The sequence below is a fragment of the Haladaptatus sp. HS23 genome (genome assembly GCF_056892285.1).
This window is the reverse complement of record NZ_JBXGLH010000005.1, coordinates 358,883-378,167: the sequence shown is the minus strand read 5'-3', so window position 1 is coordinate 378,167 and position 19,285 is coordinate 358,883. Positions and strand designations below refer to the sequence as shown.

17 protein-coding genes and 1 pseudogene are annotated in these 19,285 nt (G+C 54.2%); 11 read left to right on the top strand and 7 right to left on the bottom strand.

Annotation, left to right across the window (positions count from 1 at the left end):
* Window positions 1–661: 661 nt before the first annotated feature.
* Together tbsP and AC1XDK_RS16515 are read left to right on the top strand one after the other, a co-directional pair.
* Window positions 662–1,468: a transcriptional regulator TbsP gene (gene tbsP / locus AC1XDK_RS16520; RefSeq protein WP_483351059.1), complete on the top strand. Its 807-nt coding sequence runs from the start codon at window positions 662–664 to the stop codon at window positions 1,466–1,468.
* Window positions 1,469–2,937: 1,469 nt separating this feature from the next.
* Window positions 2,938–4,176 carry an orc1/cdc6 family replication initiation protein gene (locus AC1XDK_RS16515; protein WP_483351058.1) on the top strand — a complete coding sequence of 413 codons (1,239 nt, stop codon included), beginning with the start codon at window positions 2,938–2,940 and terminating at the stop codon, window positions 4,174–4,176.
* 47 nt (window positions 4,177–4,223) lie between these two features.
* Here AC1XDK_RS16515 and AC1XDK_RS16510 read toward each other — a convergent pair whose 3' ends face one another.
* Entirely contained in the window at window positions 4,224–4,544 is a 321-nt protein-coding gene (locus tag AC1XDK_RS16510; RefSeq protein WP_483351057.1) for a hypothetical protein, read from the bottom strand.
* Here AC1XDK_RS16510 and AC1XDK_RS16505 point away from each other — a divergent pair.
* The gene (locus AC1XDK_RS16505) at window positions 4,511–4,891 is read left to right on the top strand and encodes a nucleotidyl transferase AbiEii/AbiGii toxin family protein (RefSeq protein ID WP_483351069.1); all 381 of its coding nucleotides are present in this window, start codon (window positions 4,511–4,513) and stop codon (window positions 4,889–4,891) included. The genes AC1XDK_RS16510 and AC1XDK_RS16505 overlap by 34 nt on opposite strands.
* Before the next feature lie 294 nt (window positions 4,892–5,185).
* On the opposite strand, the pseudogene AC1XDK_RS16500 reads toward AC1XDK_RS16505, so the two are convergent.
* Window positions 5,186–6,423, bottom strand: a pseudogene (locus AC1XDK_RS16500) (RNA-guided endonuclease InsQ/TnpB family protein).
* A 303-nt stretch (window positions 6,424–6,726) separates the two neighbouring features.
* Here AC1XDK_RS16500 and AC1XDK_RS16495 point away from each other — a divergent pair.
* Window positions 6,727–7,686, top strand: coding sequence for a transcription initiation factor IIB (locus tag AC1XDK_RS16495; RefSeq protein ID WP_483351056.1), 960 nt, complete (start codon window positions 6,727–6,729; stop codon window positions 7,684–7,686).
* 357 nt (window positions 7,687–8,043) lie between these two features.
* Here AC1XDK_RS16495 and AC1XDK_RS16490 read toward each other — a convergent pair whose 3' ends face one another.
* Complete coding sequence (locus AC1XDK_RS16490) at window positions 8,044–8,712, bottom strand: DUF7509 family protein (RefSeq protein ID WP_483351055.1); 669 nt, start codon at window positions 8,710–8,712, stop codon at window positions 8,044–8,046.
* 111 nt (window positions 8,713–8,823) lie between these two features.
* Between AC1XDK_RS16490 and AC1XDK_RS16485 the strand changes: the two genes are divergently transcribed.
* Both AC1XDK_RS16485 and AC1XDK_RS16480 read left to right on the top strand, forming a co-directional pair.
* Entirely contained in the window at window positions 8,824–9,216 is a 393-nt protein-coding gene (locus AC1XDK_RS16485) for a winged helix-turn-helix domain-containing protein (protein ID WP_483351054.1), read from the top strand.
* 466 nt (window positions 9,217–9,682) lie between these two features.
* Window positions 9,683–10,474 (top strand): hypothetical protein, encoded by a 792-nt coding sequence (locus AC1XDK_RS16480; RefSeq protein WP_483351053.1) that lies wholly within the window; start codon window positions 9,683–9,685, stop codon window positions 10,472–10,474.
* 161 nt (window positions 10,475–10,635) lie between these two features.
* On the opposite strand, the gene AC1XDK_RS16475 is transcribed toward AC1XDK_RS16480, so the two are convergent.
* Window positions 10,636–10,980 (bottom strand): hypothetical protein, encoded by a 345-nt coding sequence (locus AC1XDK_RS16475; protein WP_483351052.1) that lies wholly within the window; start codon window positions 10,978–10,980, stop codon window positions 10,636–10,638.
* Window positions 10,981–11,102: 122 nt separating this feature from the next.
* On the opposite strand from AC1XDK_RS16475, the gene AC1XDK_RS16470 reads away from it, so the two are divergent.
* The 5 genes from AC1XDK_RS16470 (at window position 11,103) to AC1XDK_RS16450 (ending at window position 15,963) form a co-directional block, all read left to right on the top strand.
* Entirely contained in the window at window positions 11,103–11,756 is a 654-nt protein-coding gene (locus tag AC1XDK_RS16470; RefSeq protein ID WP_483351051.1) for a ribonuclease HI family protein, read from the top strand.
* Window positions 11,757–11,934: 178 nt separating this feature from the next.
* Window positions 11,935–12,162: a DUF8066 domain-containing protein gene (locus AC1XDK_RS16465; RefSeq protein WP_483351050.1), complete on the top strand. Its 228-nt coding sequence runs from the start codon at window positions 11,935–11,937 to the stop codon at window positions 12,160–12,162.
* Between the two features lie 202 nt (window positions 12,163–12,364).
* Complete coding sequence (fba, locus tag AC1XDK_RS16460) at window positions 12,365–13,390, top strand: class II fructose-bisphosphate aldolase (RefSeq protein WP_483351049.1); 1,026 nt, start codon at window positions 12,365–12,367, stop codon at window positions 13,388–13,390.
* Window positions 13,383–14,879: an FGGY-family carbohydrate kinase gene (locus tag AC1XDK_RS16455; RefSeq protein ID WP_483351048.1), complete on the top strand. Its 1,497-nt coding sequence runs from the start codon at window positions 13,383–13,385 to the stop codon at window positions 14,877–14,879. Before fba ends, AC1XDK_RS16455 begins: the two co-directional genes overlap by 8 nt.
* A gap of 88 nt (window positions 14,880–14,967) precedes the next feature.
* On the top strand, window positions 14,968–15,963 hold the full coding sequence (locus tag AC1XDK_RS16450; RefSeq protein ID WP_483351068.1) for a 2-hydroxyacid dehydrogenase: 996 nt from the start codon (window positions 14,968–14,970) through the stop codon (window positions 15,961–15,963).
* A gap of 363 nt (window positions 15,964–16,326) precedes the next feature.
* Here the strand turns inward: AC1XDK_RS16450 and AC1XDK_RS16445 are convergent, their stop codons facing one another.
* The 3 genes from AC1XDK_RS16445 to AC1XDK_RS16435 form a co-directional block, all read right to left on the bottom strand.
* A complete protein-coding gene (locus AC1XDK_RS16445) occupies window positions 16,327–16,893 on the bottom strand; it encodes a pyridoxamine 5'-phosphate oxidase family protein (protein ID WP_483351047.1) in 567 nt (188 codons plus the stop codon).
* Between the two features lie 578 nt (window positions 16,894–17,471).
* Window positions 17,472–17,753: a hypothetical protein gene (locus tag AC1XDK_RS16440; protein ID WP_483351046.1), complete on the bottom strand. Its 282-nt coding sequence runs from the start codon at window positions 17,751–17,753 to the stop codon at window positions 17,472–17,474.
* A gap of 801 nt (window positions 17,754–18,554) precedes the next feature.
* On the bottom strand, window positions 18,555–19,274 hold the full coding sequence (locus AC1XDK_RS16435; protein ID WP_483351045.1) for a class I SAM-dependent methyltransferase: 720 nt from the start codon (window positions 19,272–19,274) through the stop codon (window positions 18,555–18,557).
* Window positions 19,275–19,285 lie beyond the last annotated feature (11 nt).

Genomic DNA, 19,285 nt, shown 5'->3' with positions numbered 1-19,285 from the left:
GAGCAGTTCTTGGTTGAGCATAGACACCAAAACCACGGAACTGCTCGCTTCTTAAACTGGCCTAACTAGACAGTGCCAAACGGCGACACATTCGATACTGATTGCCTTTTGGTTGACATCCTTCCGCAGCTAAAGACGCGGACCTCCCACACCCATCACGGGGTGGTTTGTTGGGATGTTTACGGTTCGCACACCGACGAGGTGCTGGCACTGCCACCGTACCGTTACTCCTATCTCGTCGGTTTCCCGGACGGGACTCGGAGATACTTGGGTATTTTGTGTCGGTCAGCGTGTCCGAGGGATTACGTTTTTGATGCGTCAAACACCGAGTCAACTGCCAGTTTACGGACTGTCAGAACCCGATGAGGTATCATCGGATGGACGGATACAGATACACGAGGAAAGCACCTAAGACGTTACTGTACAGTGAAAGTGACCAAAGATGGATTCATCCACACCCTCAAAAGCGTGGTATTCTCGCCTGCAATTCTATAAGCAACATCCAGCAAGTATTCACGACATCCAAAACAAATTAGACTATTATGAAAAAGTCTTTCAAGACCAACTTATCACGATAGTCTGAGCCATCCTCTAATTTTAGCTCTTACCTACAATTAGCAATGTAAATAGAACAAAGGAAGTGCAAATAGTCGAATTCTATATGTCCACACAAGCTGCTGTGTTCGATCAAGAACTCGACGAAACTATTCACGCGCTCTTCGAAGACGCAGACTCCATTCTCATCGTCAACCCAGCACCGGCCGTGTTTCGAACGATTATAGTGACAGCAGCATCCGTCGATGATGCTCTTCCTACCCTGCAGGTGCTTGCAACACCCGATGTATTGAAATCGTCGACGGAGGATTTCATCCTTGCAAGCCAGATTGCAGACTTAATCGATCAGGACACACTGGAACTTCGCATGACGACTAATATCGCACGAAGTTCTTTGCTGGTTAGTGACGAGCAAGTCGTGACGGTCATATCATTGGATGACGAGCTAATTGGGATGCATTCGGAGGACGGAGAGCTAGTGGAAAACATCCAATCAGCCTTTTCAGGCGATTGGGAGGATGGCGAGACATTCAATTTGCGAACACCACCCCTTTCGCGTGTCCGAGAAACACTCAACGAGGAGTTCGGAGACGAAGTCGAGGACGACTTTATGATGGTTTTCGAATCGGTTGAGAGGATTCCCGGTGAAGACGATGAACTTGATGAAGTCACTATCGCGCTGTTGGTTGGTGCGAACAACGAGCTCCTCCTCTATGATATCAGTAAGTGGGGCGAAGACACAGGCGTGGCAAGTAAAGCGACGTTTTCGCGAGTCAAAACCCGACTCGAGGACCGTGGTCTGATAGACACGGAGAAGGTGCCAATCGATGTCGGTCGTCCCCGACTTCGGTTAGTTCTCGTTCCAGATAATCTGGAAGATGTCGAACATCTCGCCGAGCAGGCGACCGCATAGCGTGGTCTAAAGAGTGAGCAGAACGTTCGATTCAAAATAACTCGTCTTGAGGGTGCTTTCGAAGTACTCGGTCTAGTTTACTTGCAGAAAGGCACGGGAATCTTTTGTTTATCTATTATACAAAATAAAAACAGTAAGGAGAGACATCAGCGAGATAGTGTTAGTTAAGCTGGTCATTAACCAAATACTATCCACTCGTAGTATGAAGTGTACCCGCCGTCGGTATGCTGCTGACACGAGGTACACTGAATTAGCACGGCTCCACCGGTGCCGAAGGCTCTGGACTGGGCTGGCCTCCCAGTACTAATCGACCACGCCTTCCACGAAAGTTCCAATTCGTGGATTCAATGCTTATCAACTGCTTGAGCACAAATTCCGAGGCTTGTCGGTGGACCCGTCGCGTGGTACCCAATGTGTACGGGATTACTCTATCCCGAGTGTCAGGCGTTCACGGGTTACCGATCCCGACTTCGAGGGTGGTTGACTGGCAGTCCGTGACTGACAACGCTTAGGGCTGTCCAATTACTTCAAACGAGGATGGGACGAGACACGTAACGATTGGGCACTCAATCGAGTATCGGCTTTCTCACTGACCTCAAGAGTGGGGGTATCCGCCTTGATCGCCGATGAAAAATGTGGGTTTCGATTGCCACATGCCACGCCCAGGGTACACTCAATAGAGAGGCTCGTCGGTCACACGTCAGACCCCACCGTTTCCGCTAATACGATTACATAACTCAATAAGAAATTTGAGGCTAACACTCTCCCCCCATTGCTTCCAGTAAAACACGGAAGAGGCCGGAAGAAATTTCTGCTGTAGATAATTTCACTAGTATATATACTCTAGTAACTGAATTTTCCCGATCCTACGGAGTAACTAGAAGACTAAGGCCATAAAACTTTCCACTCATTTAGAGTTTCTCAAAGAAGGGCAGACACTTCTGGAACAGTTTACTGGAAATAGTGGGGAGGGGGTGTCCCGAGTATCTACACAATTTCACCTACCCGCCTGCTGCCGATCTCCTTCTCTCGGCTAATTAGTGGAAACGGTGGGGTGGATTCTACTTATAAACAACCATTTACTGGAAATACTGGAACATGGTGGTTCATGCTCTCGGTCCCTTGAGAACTTGTTCGCGTGGCATTTACTGGAAATGGTGGTGTCAGTAGCCGCATTGTGACCTCAATTTTTACTGGAAATGATGGGGTGTCTTGGTAACAGAATCGTCAATTGACTACCAAAGAGGCGGTTTCATCAACGTGGAAACTGTCGATTAGAAGAAATGAACTCTACAGTGAGGTTGTCAGTAGGAAGCTTCGCTCCTTAAGGCGAGTGAGGTTCTCACTACTGGAAATGATGGGGTGTGAATCCATTACTGGAACTCACACCCACTAGTGGTTATACTGGAAATAGCGGAAACGTCGGTGGAAACAATTATCATACATGGCTAACTTAATTTGAGACCAGAATGGCTCCTCGATTCCAACCGGATGATACGCTCTACAAGCGACGGAATACACTAAAAGTAGAGTACGTTCCTGACGAGATCGTTGGACGAGACAACGAAATTGAAGAGTACGAAGCCGCTCTACAGCCGGTGATCAATGGGGAGTATCCCGACAATATTTTCATTTACGGGAAGACAGGGGTCGGAAAGACTGCGGTGACGAACTTTCTGCTCAACGAATTGGAAGACTCCGCGGATCACTTTGATGTCGATATCTCAGTCGTCACTGTCAACTGTGACGGTCTCAGCACGAGTTATCAAGCCGCAATCAGCCTGGTTAACAATTTCCGGGAACCCGAACATCATATCGCCGAAACCGGCCATCCACAATCTAAAGTCTATCGCCTTCTCTGGAACGAACTTAACAAACACTCGGGAACCGTCCTGATTATCCTTGACGAGATCGACCATATCACAGACGATACGTTCCTTTATCAGATTACCCGCGCCGATAACAACGGCTACATTGACAATATTCAGCTCGGTCTTATCGGCATTAGTAACGACTCGACGTTCCGAGAGCATCTCGATGCAAAGGTGCAGTCATCGCTCTGTGAAACAGAGATTTCATTCCCACCGTACGGAACAGAAGAACTCCAAAAGGTGCTCGAACAGCGAGCCGAAATTGCATTCCATCAAAACGCGCTCGAGGATGGGGTGATTCCACTCTGTGCAGCGCTCGGTCGACAGGACGGTGGTGATGCTCGACGGGCAATTATGCTCCTGCGGAAAGCCGGCGATCTCGCTCGAACGGAGAATGCAGAAGCAGTTACGACCAACCACGTCGAACGTGCACAGGAGAAACTCGAGGCCCAGCAGAGCATGGACATCATGCGCGATCTTACCGAACATGAGCAACTCACCTTATACGCACTGATAACACTCGCCGCTGAGAACGCAACCCCGGCCCGCTCACGTGTTGTGTACCAGCGTTACAAGGAACTCTGTGAATTTCAGGGACGTGATCCCCGCACAGCCCGTCGAATGCGGAGTTTCCTCTCTGATTTCGAGATTCTCAATCTTACTCTTTCCCAGATGGAACACCGTGGCCAAGATGGCGGCACGTATCGCGAACACGAGGTCAATCGTGATATTGCGACCGTCGTAGACGCACTGCAAACGGTCATCAGCGAGTTCGGCGCTCACCGGAGTATCATCGAGTATCTCCCTGATTCCGGTGAGGAATTCACTGCGATGTAGCAATTTGTTTGAATTCAAAACGGGCGAATCCTCAAGTCAATTTTTAGTCATATAGCTCTGCAACTCAGCGATGGAAAACTGGCGTCTGTCGTCCCGACCGTCGATTGCTTGGAGGCCGAGATCGATGGTTCATTGCTAAGCATTTCTTGGATAACCGAGGACGCCTTCGTCAGTGCAATTACAACTGTAGCAAGTCTGAAGGCGACGATGTCAGCCACACTAACGGAACCGTTGACCAGTTCTGCAAGAACAGCGTTGTCTGCCGTGGCATAGGTGATGATGAGTCCTATAAAGCCGTTGAACACACCATGGAGTAGTACAGCAGCGAGGACAGATTCGGCGCGAACGACACGGGTCGACACACTCACGAGTACAAGAGGATGTTCCGGAGGTCGAGATTCTTGCATACCGTGTCGAGGAGATCTTCGCGGAGAAGTTTCAAGCGATTTCTCAACGAGATTCTGCTCGAGACTACTACGACCTCTATCATTTGGAAACCGAATCAGTCGATATTGATTTCGACACAGTCATTCCCGCCTTTGGGGCGAAATGCAACCATGACGACTTTGTTGTCAACCTCGGCACCGGGTTACCGACGGAACAGCGTGAGGATGTTCTGCAACAGTGGAAAACCACACTCTCCGACTTGAGGAGTGAACCACCATCATTCAATATTGTCTGGAAGACGTTGGACTCGGCGGTCAGCAATGCATAATCGGATTTAGGGCGAATTCTTAACTTCCTGAGCTACAAAGGCACTCCTGGTAATGAATTCACCTCGGGATTCCGAGTACACACCGTTATCACCACTGGCAACGGAAGCACTGTCACATCTCCGTGCTCGCTTCGATTCGAACGAGTCGTTCACCTACGAGCAAGCCGATCGCGTACTTCAGACACATGACATGGAACCACTCCTCGTCGAAGATCTTCTTGAGACGCTCTTACTTCGGGGGTATCTATTTGAAGTCGACGACAAGTTACGGATCACAGAGTAAGCTACCACGGCCTAAAGGCCGTGGCATTCACCATGGACTCCCGCTCTAACCAATGGTGGTACGGCTGTAACCCCGTTCGCGTTGATCATCCCGGTGTTCAAGCGCACGCCTACGGGTGCGCCTCCTTCGCCAGCAGTTTGCTTGCCAAGGAGTCTGTAACCGATGTTCTTCGCCGCATTGTAATCTGCGTGGTTCGCGTAGCCGCACCTCAAGCACTCAAAGTTGTCCTGCGACGAACGGTTGTTCTCGTGAGTGAACCCACAGGACGAACACCGACGCGAGGTATTCGCTGAATTCACCTGCTGAACCGAAATACCGCGCTCTTCGGCTTTGTACGCCGTGTAGTCGTAGAGGCGGCGGAACGCCCATGCGTGAAGTCGTTTCGCGCCGGGCATTCGGTCGCGGATATCTGTGAGGTCTTCAAAGGCGATATGCGAACAGTCGCATTCGTCGGCTTCTCAACCAGTTCGTTCGACACGCGGTGAAGCAGTTGCTCGAAACGGCCCGTCTCTTTCAGACCGACCGCTTGCATATTCTCGTGAGCGTTACGCGAGCCACACTGTTGGAGCGATGCACGACGCTTTTCATATTCGCGGTGCCAGTGATCAAGTTCAGATGCCGACCAAAACACGCCAGTCGATGTGACGGCGATGTTTTCGACTCCAAAGTCCACGCCGAGAACCGTTCCGTTCTCGCGTGGTTCGGGAGCGTCCACGTCAGCCTTTGTTCTGACATGAAGATAGAACTCGTCCGTGGTTTCGCGGTAGTGAAGCGTCGCGCCGGTTGTCTCGTAGTCGTCGGAAAAGAGGTACTCAGAATGGGGCGTCTCGCGTTCGTCGTCAGGCAACACGTAGTCGGCGGTGATTCGACCGTCAACAGTCGAAAGCGACGCGTAGTCGTCGTGGAACGTCGCGCTCCGCTTGTCGTATTCGAGGAACGGCGACGAGAAGTGCGGAAGACTCGCGTTCTTTCCGCGTTTCCACTTCGTCACGACGGATTTCAACGCGTCTGCCGCGCGGCTTCGTGCTGCTTGAACGAGATTCGCGTGAAGTTCCGTTGCACGACGAACGTCGTCGTACGTGCGGCTGTTGAGTTTGCCTTTGCTCGTTTCGACGTAGCCGTCGTCGTTTTGAGCGTTCAGAACGACGTAGTTGGCGGCCCATCGGAACTGTCGAATCGTCTCGTGAAGAAGGTCGGTGTCGCTTTCGGTCACTTCAAGTTTGACTTGAACAGTTCGCCTGACCTTCATACATCATATATGACGACTATGTTTATAACGGTTAATATACAATCGGGAGCAGTCCCGGCAGAGAACGGTAGTAGAGTAGTCAAGCGGACGCGCTTCCTCCCGCGCCTAAAGTCGCGGGTATCCGTGCTGTGGTATCTATGACTCTTTGAGTCGACAATATCCATACTGGGTCCGTCATTATATGGCTATGACTTCCTTGAGATCATGTCTAATCGAGTGTCTGAGGACGACAGTATAGCTGATAACCAGAATAACACCCATATCGGGGAGTAAATATAAATCAGATGCCCGGAAGTGAGAAGTATGACACTCACTACTCATCACTGCAACCGAGAGGAAGAAGGCAAGAACACATCGACCCAGCCTCAGCAAAATCAATGCCCAGAATGTGACGCCGAACAGTTGGCACACAGTGCTGATCAAAATGAGCTTGTCTGCCAGAATTGCGGCTTGATTCTCGAGGAATCACATCTCGATCACGGCCCTGAATGGCGCGCATTTAACCAAGCTCAAAAAGACGCCAAATCCCGTGTCGGTGCACCACTTACCCAGCGGATGCATGACAAAGGTCTAACTACAGCGATCGATTGGAAAGACAAGGACGCCAATGGACGATCAATCTCAAATCGAAAGCAAAGACAGATCAATCGGCTTCGAACGTGGCAACAGCGGATCCGAACTAAAGACGCAAGCGAGCGCAACCTACAGTTTGCACTGAGTGAAATCGATCGCATGGCGAGTGCACTTGCCATTCCAGACCCAACCCGGGAAATTGCGTGTGTGATTTATCGGCGCGCCTTATCCGAAGATTTGCTTCGTGGACGGTCGATCGAAGGTGTCGCCACGAGTTGTCTCTATGCCGCCTGTCGACAAGGCCGAATTCCACGGAGTCTCGACGAAATGCTCCGGGTTGCACGAATCGAGGAGAAAGAGTTGGGTCGAACGTATCGATATATCGCACAAGAACTCACCTTGGAAATCGAGCCGTCGAATCCGAAAGAGTTCGTTCCACGATTTTGCTCCAAGTTAGGAACGAGCTCAGCCGTTGAAAACAAAGCGATTGAGATTCTTGATCTGACACTGGAGCAGGGCCTTCATTCTGGAAAATCGCCCGTTGGCTTCGCAGCTGCAGCAATTTATACAGCGTCATTATTGTGTGATGAGACGTACACACAATCAGAGGTGGCAGAGGTCGCTCAAGTAACTGAAGTCACCATTCGAAATCGGTATCAAGAGCAGTTAAACGCCTTCAATAAAGCGTAGCCAAATTCAAATCAAAATCACAAGCAGGATCACAAGGAGCGAATTTGCATGTGGATTTTGTAGGTTACAATAATATACTAACCACAGAATTTGACAAGACGAATCGACTGCAGACGACGGAAAGTAAACGCCTTCGAGACGTTTACTCGTCAGGGTGGATGACAGACAAACACCATGAACGGTCGGTTATGAGGCTATACCACGGCAATTGGCTATGATTGACCCATATTAATAGCAATACCGATCAGACAGGAGGAAGTGACTACTATACGATTGAGAAAAGTGCCAAAGATGAGGTAGTCACAAGGTCAGTAAGACTGAGAAGCTATGCTCAAAATTACTCTTTCAAGATAATCACTAGTATAGTTGGTCAAGTGACCCATACAGTTCCTCGTTTTGAATATGAGTACAAAACTGAGCACAGAGCCGACAACACTCGGTGGCATCGCTGAACGTCCGAACGCTAGCATCCCAGCGGGCATGGACTGACGCGAGCATTGCACTTCGAACCGCTGGCTCTGTGGCAACCATCACTCGTCGAGTTTGTTTCGAGGGTGTTGTAGTAGCCGCCGGCCCCTGCATTTCGTCAAACGGCAGTAAATCTTCGAGGACGCTGCCGATTTCAATCCCAACTCCAAGATTGTCGCCAACTTGTGGAGCAAGAAAAACAACGACATTACTAGCACGAGCAAAGGCAATGCTCTGTGTCGCAGCATCCATCTCGTCCAGTGGTATTCCCACATCGATTGCAAGAAAGGCATTGAAGCCGCGGTCTCGAAGACAGTCACGAGTTCGCTGCAGCAACTCTAAAACCTCGTCTTCAGAGTACGTACCAGAAGCGGTGTCCCACGTCGCAAACGATGGAACACTTGTGGTGCCATCCGCATCCTCCGGGAGAAGTGCAGCAGCATCGAATGTCCGATATGGCCCCATCAGATACACGAGGAACTGCTCACGACGCACAGGAGGAAGGGCGTCCGAGTCGTCCACTTCGCGGGGAAGGTGATCGATAATCCGCTGGCGCATTCGATGAATAGAACGATACCAGCCTATATAAATCCCGGAGTTCTTGGGAATATTCTAGTCGAGAATGGCTAAGTAGCTGGAAGAACAATTGTGTAATAGAGGAGATCAGAAATGTCCGGAACCGATAACCACTCCGCGAAAAAGGTGCGGCAACCAGAGCCACCGCTCCCAGAGGAAAGCGGACTAACGCTCGAAGAGTACCTCGCCATGCAACAGGCGATCGGTCATCCAACTCGGTTTCGTATTCTGCGGACGCTGGTCGCCAACGACGAACTGAGTGCCTCGGACCTTAAAACAGCGGTTGATGTCGAATCCCACAACTACCACTACCATCTTGAGGAATTAGTTGACGTCGGCCTAATCGACAAACGCCAACGACGGACACCTGACAGCCAAGGCTTCTACACATACTATCGACCGACAGGAATGGGTCGGGGAATCCTTGAGCACGGCGTTGAGGAGCTCATGCGCCGTGAGCGAGAGTTCAATGATGTGTATTCGTAGTAACGCCACTGTGTAGACTTAGCTACCTACGTAATCACGTAGTTGATAATTCCTCTTCGGCAAATACTAATCGGAAGTATAACCACCCCGGTATCCACTTCTCGATCTGTACCCTATTATTCGAGACCAAGATCTCAGGTGGCACTGTCTAGTTAAGTGGTTTTGTTGTTGAGTGGCGTATCAGCGCCTGTAACGGGAGTAGCGAACGAAGCATTTTGTCTCATCATAACTAGGGTTTCGGTGAAGTAGCCAAATTCCGTCTTCTCACAGTGCAGCTGATCTCGACAGCAAGAATCAGCCACCTACGATCGGTAGGTGAAACTTCGCCAATCGTACCGCTATCGCTTGTTTTTCCTCATCTAGACAGTGCCTCTCAGGTGATGTTCTATATCATCTGACGTATTTCATCCTGTCGTCGACGCTTGATTTGCCCACCTATTTTAGCCGGGAGACTTGAGACCTCCGTATGGACGAGAAGAAACAGGCCACGTTCGGATCGGATGGGGACCTTCGAACCGACGACGAAGCGGCAAACGAGACTGACGATGGGGAGGGAGCAACGACGAACGATTTCGGTGATGAGTGCGGTGAGAACGAGACCAAGTCCGGGGTGAACCGGTATACCGTCTCCAGCTTGCTTCAAAAGGCGGTCAGACGGTCTGACGAGGAGACGGCAGCGTGGGCCGCTTGGGAGCTTGTGCGGTCCGGCTACGCATGGAATTTTTGGGATCGAATCAACCTGTACGTAGTCGAGGACCTACGGGCTGGTCACGAAGTGGCACTCACGATAGACCGTTACGAGGAATTGGCGCGTGAGCGCTGGTCGGAAGATTCCTGGCGGGGGCGGCTGTGTGCGGTGCACGCTGCGCTAGCGGCGGCCAGGGCGACCTCTTCGCGCGAGGCCGCACATGCGGACGATTATTTTAGTGAGCTATCGGCCGAACGAGCCTCCGCGTATGAAGAGGGACGAGCACCCCGCTTTGATCACCCAGCGGACGATCTCGAAATAGATGGGAAGTACGACGTCGCGTTCGACCAGCATACGTACGAAGGAAAGAAGCGTGGCCGCGGCGGTGCCTTCTTTAGAACGCATGGGGCCCGTGTCGGCCCTGAAGGGGAACCGGAACTCAGTCGCCGATGGCGTCTTCGGAGTATGAAGTTGGAAAATAAGGACTATACTGATGAGCAATTGGCCCGTGCAGTTGCTCCGGTCAAGGCCGAGGACAGGTGGTCGAACGACGAATCTCGCAACGATTGATCGGCCTACAGGCACATCAGAGAATGGCACTGTCTAGTTTAGCTCCTCCTCGACGGGCGTTCGATTGTTGAGCGATTGATGCGGTCGTTGATGAAACAGCAGTTAGGGAGATGGGTTTATCCGACACTACCGACCCGGTAAAACAACGGAAAGTCTCCGGTTCAGTCTAAATTCGAAATCGCTTCGTCGATATCGAAGTCTTGAGTGGTTTCGGATCCTTCCTCTGTACGATCGACCTTCTCTTGATCCTCATCGATCTCTACTTCCGGCCCCTCTTCCTCGGTGAACTCCGTGTTTACTCCCCACGGCATGTTATTTTTCCCCGACCTGAATGTACTCGGGTTCTGGATCCATTGTGTGCTTCTGAAGCGGTTGTTTCTATTGAATCCTCCGGTGGTGTCGTGATAGCGATGAGAGATACAGTCACTATTCAACAAACCGTTTGTATCGGCTGCTAAGGATCCCAAGGAACCGACTGATTCAAAGCGGTCTGCCACCAGTGCCACCTGAAGGAATTATCTCCCTTGACCATCGAGAGGATCTATATGCAGTGGTGCGACCAGCCAACAGGATCATCAGGGAGCGAGGATCTGAAGGTCCGGAACCGAAGTTCGAAGGGTGATGTAGTGTGACCAACGACCGTCTCCCGGCCGAACACCTCCCGCCGCTCGCCACGCTTGTCGACGAGGTACTCGCCCGCGTCGGCTACGAGGTGGCGGCCGCCACCGACGCCGTCAACGACGCTGTCCCCGGCTACGGCGGTCTATTCGACCCCGCGACCACCTCGACCGAGTTGCGTCGCGCGCTCGAAAGCCTGCTAGCGTCGGGACTCACCCGACCACCTGTCCCCGAGTCGACGAGCGACACATTCATTCTCTATGTTGACGGCAGTTCACGCGGCAATCCCGGCCCAGCGGGTGCGGGTGCTGTCATCATGGACGCTGCGGAAGACCAACTCGCCCGTCTCGGCCGACCCGTCGGCTCCCGGACGGGGAACAACACCGCCGAGTACATTGCCCTCCAGCTCGGGCTCTCCGAACTGTTGGTTCGCTACGAACCACGCAGGCTGGAAGTGCGCATCGATTCGATGACGGTCATCAGAGACGTTTGGGGCGGCGATGACCCGACGGAACCGGGCGTCAAGACATACAGCGAGGCCGTCGCGGCAGCGCTGTCGAGCATCCCGGAACACCAGTACACGCATCTGGCCGACAGCGACCCGAACCCCGCCGACGCACTGGCGACTGTGGGGGCCGATCTCGCGGCCTTTGGACCGAGATAGTGGACAGCAGGCTGGTGGCGGATATGTGATTGCCAGTGACACCGAACGTGGGTCGCAGTTCGTAAAGGTCTTCAGCGGTGTTGGAGCGCTACTTCAGTTTCCGGTGAAGTAAGCGGAGTTATAATTTTCCCCCGACACCAGCGAATGATTCATATGCAGTCTGACGAAACAGTACGATATGTCGACACGAAGTCAGCGTTCACGGTTTCGCGTTAGTATCTACGTTATCGCGATCGTTGTCCTCTTGTACAGCGTCCTTATCGTTGGACGTCCTCTCGTTGGGATCTGGTTGATTACAGCAGTGTTTTTACTATCACTGGTGTGGCGGGCTGTCCGGGCACTAGAACGGATTGCATCGGCAACGGAACGACTTCATACCCAACTCGATGATGCTGGCGAAGGTTGAGAACGATAACGCCATACGAAACGGAAAACTAGTGTCAGTTCGATTTTGCGGCCTGGAGAGCGAACGGCTTCCTTTTCATAGTAAAGAGACCATCTAGTACGCCGCGGGGAACCGCAACTTCGATTGCTTGCGTTCGGTTAGACTTTCGGATGCCCCCGTCGCTTCCAATAGAACTATACGAGCTTACATGCCTGTCTCTCACATGCCATATTGTCACGGTGACGAACTCGCAGCTACCTACGCTACCGCTCGCGAGAACGGGTACGGATTCTTCGCGAGCAACGTCGTTCAATCCGACATCATGGTCGGACTGCTCCGAGGTGCGCTCGATGCAGACGCCGACCTGGTGTTACAAGTCAGCCGTGACGCATGCGGGTTCTACGGCGACGGGGATGCCTCCGCTGGCCTACGTGCGTTCGGGTCCTACGTCGAGAACCTCGCCGAGTCGAAGAACGTCAACGTCTTTCTCAACGTCGACCACGTTCACTTGCCCGACCAACGACCATTCCTCGACGACGTCGTTGCGTCCGGCGTACCGTCCTCGGTGATGGTCGACGCCTCGGACCGCCCGTTCGAGGAGAACATCGAACACACCCGAGAGGCCGTCGAGGCTGTCCGTGACGGTTCGGAGGAGATGCTGGTCGAGGCCGAACTCGGCCGAGTTGCGGGTGAGGAGAACGGTGTCGAAACCAGTCCGAACGAAGCCTTCTATACGGACCCGGACGACGCCGTTCGGTTCGTCGAGCAAACCGGTGTCGACCTGCTCGCGGTGTCCGTCGGTACGCAACACGGTGTGGCGTCCGGACGCGATTTAGACGTCCGACCGGACGTGGCGGACGAGGTGAATACGGCGCTCCACGAGGCGGGCCACGACGTCCCGTTAGTGGTTCACGGATCGTCGGGCGTCGCCGACGAACAGGTCGCGGAGTTCCTCGATGCCGGCGTCTGTAAGTTCAACAAAAACACGCGCTACCAGTACGAGTTCGCTCGAACCGCCGCCGATTTCTACCGCGACCATGCGGACGCCATCAGACCGCCGGAGGAGACGGCCGCGGATCGCGCCTCGTTTTTCGCGGACGGCGAGTGGTCGCCGGACAAGACGTACTTCCACCCACACGTGGTCGCCGACGAAATCCGCGACCGACTGGCCGAGGTGATGGTCGATCTGGCGGAACTCACCGGGTGCGCCGGACGGAGTCGAATCGCGGACGTCCACGACGATGAGTGAACCCCTGTTAGTCGGCGTGGACACCGGCCTCACGAACACGAAGGCGGCGGCGTTCACGCCGGATGGTGAGACGATTGCCGTCGCCACGCGAGAGACGCCGAGTGGGGATGGACCCCCCGGACGTGACGATCAGGATCACGACGCGTTGTGGGAGGCGGTCGCCGACACCATCGCGACGGTGACCGGCGACGATGCGGTCGACCCGGAGTCAGTTGCAGGCGTAGGCGTTGCCGGTCACGGTCACGGGTTGTACGCGCTGGACGCCGACGGCAGCCCCGTCGTGGGTATCAAGTCGACGGACTCCCGAGCAATGAGCCGCCTCGAAGAGTGGCGAACTGACGGCACGCTCACCGCGGCTACCGACCGACTCGGCTGGGAGCCGTTCGGGGCCGATCCGTTCAGTCTGCTAGCGTGGTTGAAGGCCGAACGCCCGGCGGTGTACTCGAACGTGGAGACAGTGCTGTTCTGCAAGGACGTCATCACGCACCGGTTGACGGGGCGTCTCGGCACGGATACGATGGAAGGGAGCGTTTTCTACGGACCCGACGGCGACTACGACCCGACGGTGTTCAACACGTTCGATATCTCCGAGGCGTTCGACGCACTCCCGAGGGTCGTCGAGAGCACGTCGGTCTGTGGCGAAGTCACGGAGTCGGCTGCCGCGGCGACAGGTCTCCCGACGGGCACGCCGGTTGCCGCGGGACTCCACGACGTGGGGGCGTGTGCACTCGGTGCCGGAGCGATTCGTCCCGGGCAAGGCGTCGTCATTCTCGGAACGTGGGGACAAAGCGTCGCCATTCTCGACGACCCCGACGGCGGAAAGACGGGTCTCCCACGACGATTCCTCGGTAACTGGATTCGCTACCGCGGTATTCGTTCGGGAACCGCGTGTGTCGACTGGTTCGTGGACGAGTTCGGTGACGGGTGGCGCATCGAAGCCGACGAGCGGGGCGTGAATCCGTACGTCGTCTACAACGAAGCCGTCGCGGACGCTCCCGTCGGGGCTGGCGGCGTGATTTTTCATCCGTATCTTTCCGGGTCGACCGACTATCCGGAGGCACGCGGCGGGTTCTACGGATTGACGCTGGACCACTCCGGTGAGGAACTGCTGCGCGGGGTTTACGAGGGCGTCGCTATCGCCCAGTGCACGGGATTAGCGGACCTCTCGTCGGGCGTGTCCGACCTCCGACTGACCGGTGGAGGAGCGCGAAGCGAAGTGTGGTCGGAGATGTTCGCGGATATCCACGGCAATCCCGTTTCCGTTCCGGACGGCGACGAACTCGGCGCGCGCGGGGTGGCCCTCTGTGCTGGCGTCGCCGCGGACCTCTACGAAGATTACCGGGAAGCGGCGTCGGTTGCGGTCGACGTGAACCGAACTCACGAACCGGACCCCGAAACGGTCACCGACTACCGTCACCTCGTGAATACCTTCGAGCGCGTTCGGGAGGACGTCCGTCCGACATGGAAACTGTTGAATAGGGACGGGTAGAAATAAAACCATGATAGAAGATACCAACCGTGATGGTCGCTCCGTGACGTGTCTTCTCTGTGGAGATCCACAGCAACCGAGCGAATACATGTACGAGGAGCTTGGCGGCCTCGAATCGGAGGGCGTCCACTTCGAGGAGATGAACTGGCTCGGCACCGCCTCCCCGACCGAGTTCCGAAACGTGACGATGGACATGGAGGAGGTCGGTCCGAGCGGTTTCGACGCCGACGATATACTCGAAAACGCTCGTGAGGGCGTCGAGGTGCTGGTCGTCCACAAGGCACCGGTGTCGCGGGAACTCATCGAGGCAGCCGAGGACTTACAGGTGGTCGCGGCGGCCCGTGGCGGCACCGAAAACATCGATGTCGCGGCCGCACACGAAAACGATGTAACCGTTCTGCACGCACCCGGCCGCAACCGGAACGCTGTCGCCGACTACGCCATGACGATGTTGCTCTCGCGCCTCCGCGGGGTTCCCTTCCATCACGACGCTATGACCGACGGAGAGTGGAATCAGGTTTTCGACCCCGATAAACTCCCGCCGGACATGGAACGAACGACGGTCGGTGTCGTCGGGTTTGGAAACATCGGTCGGGGTGTTGCCCGCCGTCTCGATGGGTTCGACAGCCACGTTCTCGCCTACGACCCCTACGTCGACGACGACGCTATCCGCGAAGTGGACGCAGAGCCCGTGACGCTCCCGGAGTTGTTGGAGCGGTCGGACGCCGTCACGCTCCACGTCCGCCTCTCCAAAGAGACGAGTGGCCTCATCGGACGTGAGGAGTTCGAAACCATGCAGAACTCGGCGTTCCTCGTCAACACTGCCCGTGGCGGCCTCGTGGACGAAGACGCACTGGTCGATGCGATCAAATCGAACCAAATCGCCGGTGCTGCACTCGACGTATTCCAGCAGGAACCGCTCCCCGACGACGATCCGCTGCTCACCTGCGACGGGGTCGTTCTCACCCCACACGTCGCCGGGTCCACCCGTGACGCCGTTCTTGGAGGCCCTCGCATCGTCGCCGCCAATCTCGAACAGTGGCTCACTGACGAGAAACCAACCAACGTCGTCGGGTCGGCGTGACACCTTCCCCACGCTCAAGCGATATTCCACACGGTGGGGCTCGGTGAACGTCCGTACGAAAAGTTCGATTCCAACCGGGAAATCCCCGTCCGTTCACCGGTCCTGAGAGCGCCGAATTCTCGCTTGATAGCACTGTCTAGCCGAGGAGCGAACAGTTTTGGAGACGATTGGTATGCACGGCCGAGAACCGTTCGCTGTTGCCCGGAGCCATCACGGCTTGTATTCTTCGGGTAATTCGTGAGTCCGAATTTCCGCCATTGACCGCTCGCTGGGTTGCAGAGACGCTCACAGTTGAGTAGACGGCCGCTCGTTGGCGATTGAGGACTCAACGAGAACAGGGGAATATGCGGAGAACAGTCACGATTATCGGGTAGAGTCGAGACTGTACGCTCCCGGATGATCGGGCTCTTTCCACCCCTCTTTGCCACTCCATGATTCGACGTCGAGACGATAGACGGCCGTCCGATCGACGGACTCCCGCGCTATTCGCTCATAATCTTCGCCTTCGGTCAGCTGCGGTGCAAATTTCTCCATGAACTGCTCGAGAACCGCTCGTTTCTCATCTCGATCAGCGAGCAAATCGATGGTTCCGTAGGCGACCACACTCGAGTACTCGACGGTGAAGTTCACCGGTTCGTCGGCCGGGATATACCGCCCTTTCTCACTCGTTGTGAAGGAAGCGCGCGACTGGTCGTCGCTCTCCACGAGAGCGTGGGCACGTCCCGCTTGTGCACCGTGGAGGTAAATCACACCCGTATCTTGATCGTAGACGAAGAGTTGTGTCACGAGATGCGGGATGTCGTCATCGATGAGACCGAGCACACCTGTTTCCTGGTCGGAGAGAAACTCAGGTATCCATGCCGGATCATCGATCGCCTTTCCTTGATAGCGGATAGAATCAGTAGCGTTCTTGGGTGTGTTGTCGGTCATCTCTACTGTAGCGGATAGGTACGATAAAAATAGTTTTGAAAGTTTTGCGAGATGATCGGTGCGTTGCACCGATTTGAGAGTCCTTCGAGAAAGGCTTCGACCTAAGAAACCGCGGTCAAGAAGATTTTCTGTATACTGCTCGTGATCAGGCAAGCAAGGGGGAGTGGAGGACGGAAGAATCGATTGGCACCGAAGGGAAGTACTGTTGGAATTTGGTTTTGAGAGATCGGTCAGAATTTCTTTTTCCGGGGCGTTCATTGATTGAGACGGCTCGAGGAAACTCAGCCACCACCACCACTGTCGATGTGAAGTCAGAGGCACATCAGTCGTCGACAGGGTCGTGAGCGGTAGATACAGTTCACATCGGCTACCCGACTGTCATCCAACCCGCAACATCTCTCAATCCGGCCCACATGGGGGCTTGATCCCGCTGTCATGCTCCCGACGTAAACCTCCCGGGCCGGATTTCCATCCGAGAGAACACAAAAGACACTACCGGCAGTGAGCACGAGTTCGATGTGACCGCTCCGGTGAAGGAAACGTTTACCCCACTGTTGTCGGCGTGGAGAAGTTCGTGGTCACTCGTCGTCTTGCAGCGCAGTTGCAATCGCTGTGAGTTCTGCCTTCCGAAACGCGTTTGACGTTTGTTCTGGGTTATCATCGTCCAGTTCGCCGATTTTCCAGAGGATACCAGCCCGCATCTGGGGTTTGGAGGGCAGATTTTCCGTGTCGATATCGTAGTTTACAGACGTACAGAGTGCTGCAAGGGCTTCTTTGGTGAAGGCTGTCGATTCCATCCGTTCGTATCTTCCGACAGCTTGTCGGATTTCGTTGCGGAGTTCGTTGACGGTTTGCGTCATAGAGATACTGGTGATGGGAATCGTCCTGTAAGTTCTGGTTTCTGTTGTGATGAAACGATCCTCGTTTCGACTACAGTACGGTTGTCGTAAACCACCTCTCGTGCACGCCGTCTTCCTTCCGACGAATATCGGTCATGCCTACTGCGGCCGTATCTGTTCTCGGGGGCAGGCTAGATTCACGGTAAGGTGCCAGTAGTCGTACCGAGACCGGAGGTGAGCTGTTGATGGGTCTGAAGCCCTGTCTGAAAGCGCTGAATTATCTTTGACTGATGTTCCGGACATGCTACGGGAACAATCGCCCCATCTTGGACTGGAACTATGGATTGGGCCGCAGAATACGACGCGAAACGACAGCCAGGACACGAGATACCACCAGCGGGTTGGTGATGGAGGAGCGTCGCTGTGTCGTTAGAGGTGAGTCCACAGATCGAAGTGAACTGTTCGAGATGGTCATTACAACTGAGAACGGGGATGCGGAGATGATCCAAAAGGAGAAATGATACGGCCTGCTGGCTATCAGGTTCGAGAGCGGACTGGCATGCGTCACAATTGATATCTGGATAATCGTCGGTGATTTCCGACTGTGAGTGCTGGAAATCTGGTGAGTGCACTATGTTGTGTCGTAGACTGCAATGCGGATAAATAATTGGGTGTTCGCCATGGTCAGAATTGAAAAGTCGAGTTCGCAGTACACTCATCAGGATTTAGGAGACTACACTATGCTAGTATACTGTACGAGCTTTGTTGCCAACCCGGAATCTATACAGGGAAACGAGTGACTCGAAGGGTCTACAGGTTGATTTAAGCGAGCAACTGCAGCGCAACACTATACATCATTCCCACTGATTCCTCACCGATGTCTGTTGCAACTCGTTCGACTTCTGTAGCCAAGCATTCACCCACTTCGGTCGGTAGTTGTGAACTCATAGAGAGTGTCGCATCTGTGTGAGCCTCGATGTGGCTCGCGGTCCAGGGAACTGGTTCCAATAGGATTCGTTTGCTGTCGAAGTTCCATCCATATCCCATACACAGTCGCCGAAGAATCTCCTCCGGATAGAAGGTCAGCGCCGGTTGACCTGTCGCTAGTTCCGTCGCAGCGTTCTCCAAGGCAAAGAGTTCACGTACGGCGGCATTATCCGGTGGTGGTTCGTAATCGTCGATTATGAGATGGCAACCGGGTGCTGCAACCCGTGTCAACTCTTCTATGACGGGTTCAAGTGATGCAGGCTCGAGCAGGTTGAAAAGCCCATGAGCGGTGATGAAATCGACCGAGTCGGTTGCAATCGGGAGGCTACAAAGGTCTGCTTCCACGATAGCGGTGCGTTCAGCTTCGGCGCTATCGATCCGGTCGCGAACAGCGTTCGCGTGTTCAGGGTTATTTGTGACAGCATAAACACGAGTGGCACCGGCAGCGAGCAAACCGGCCGTCATGTTACCGAATCCTGCCCCGGCTTCGAGGCAGACCGCACCCGTCACCGAGTAGTCAGCGAGGGCAGTCGTAACGGTCAGGGGGATATCCATAGATGGGTCGA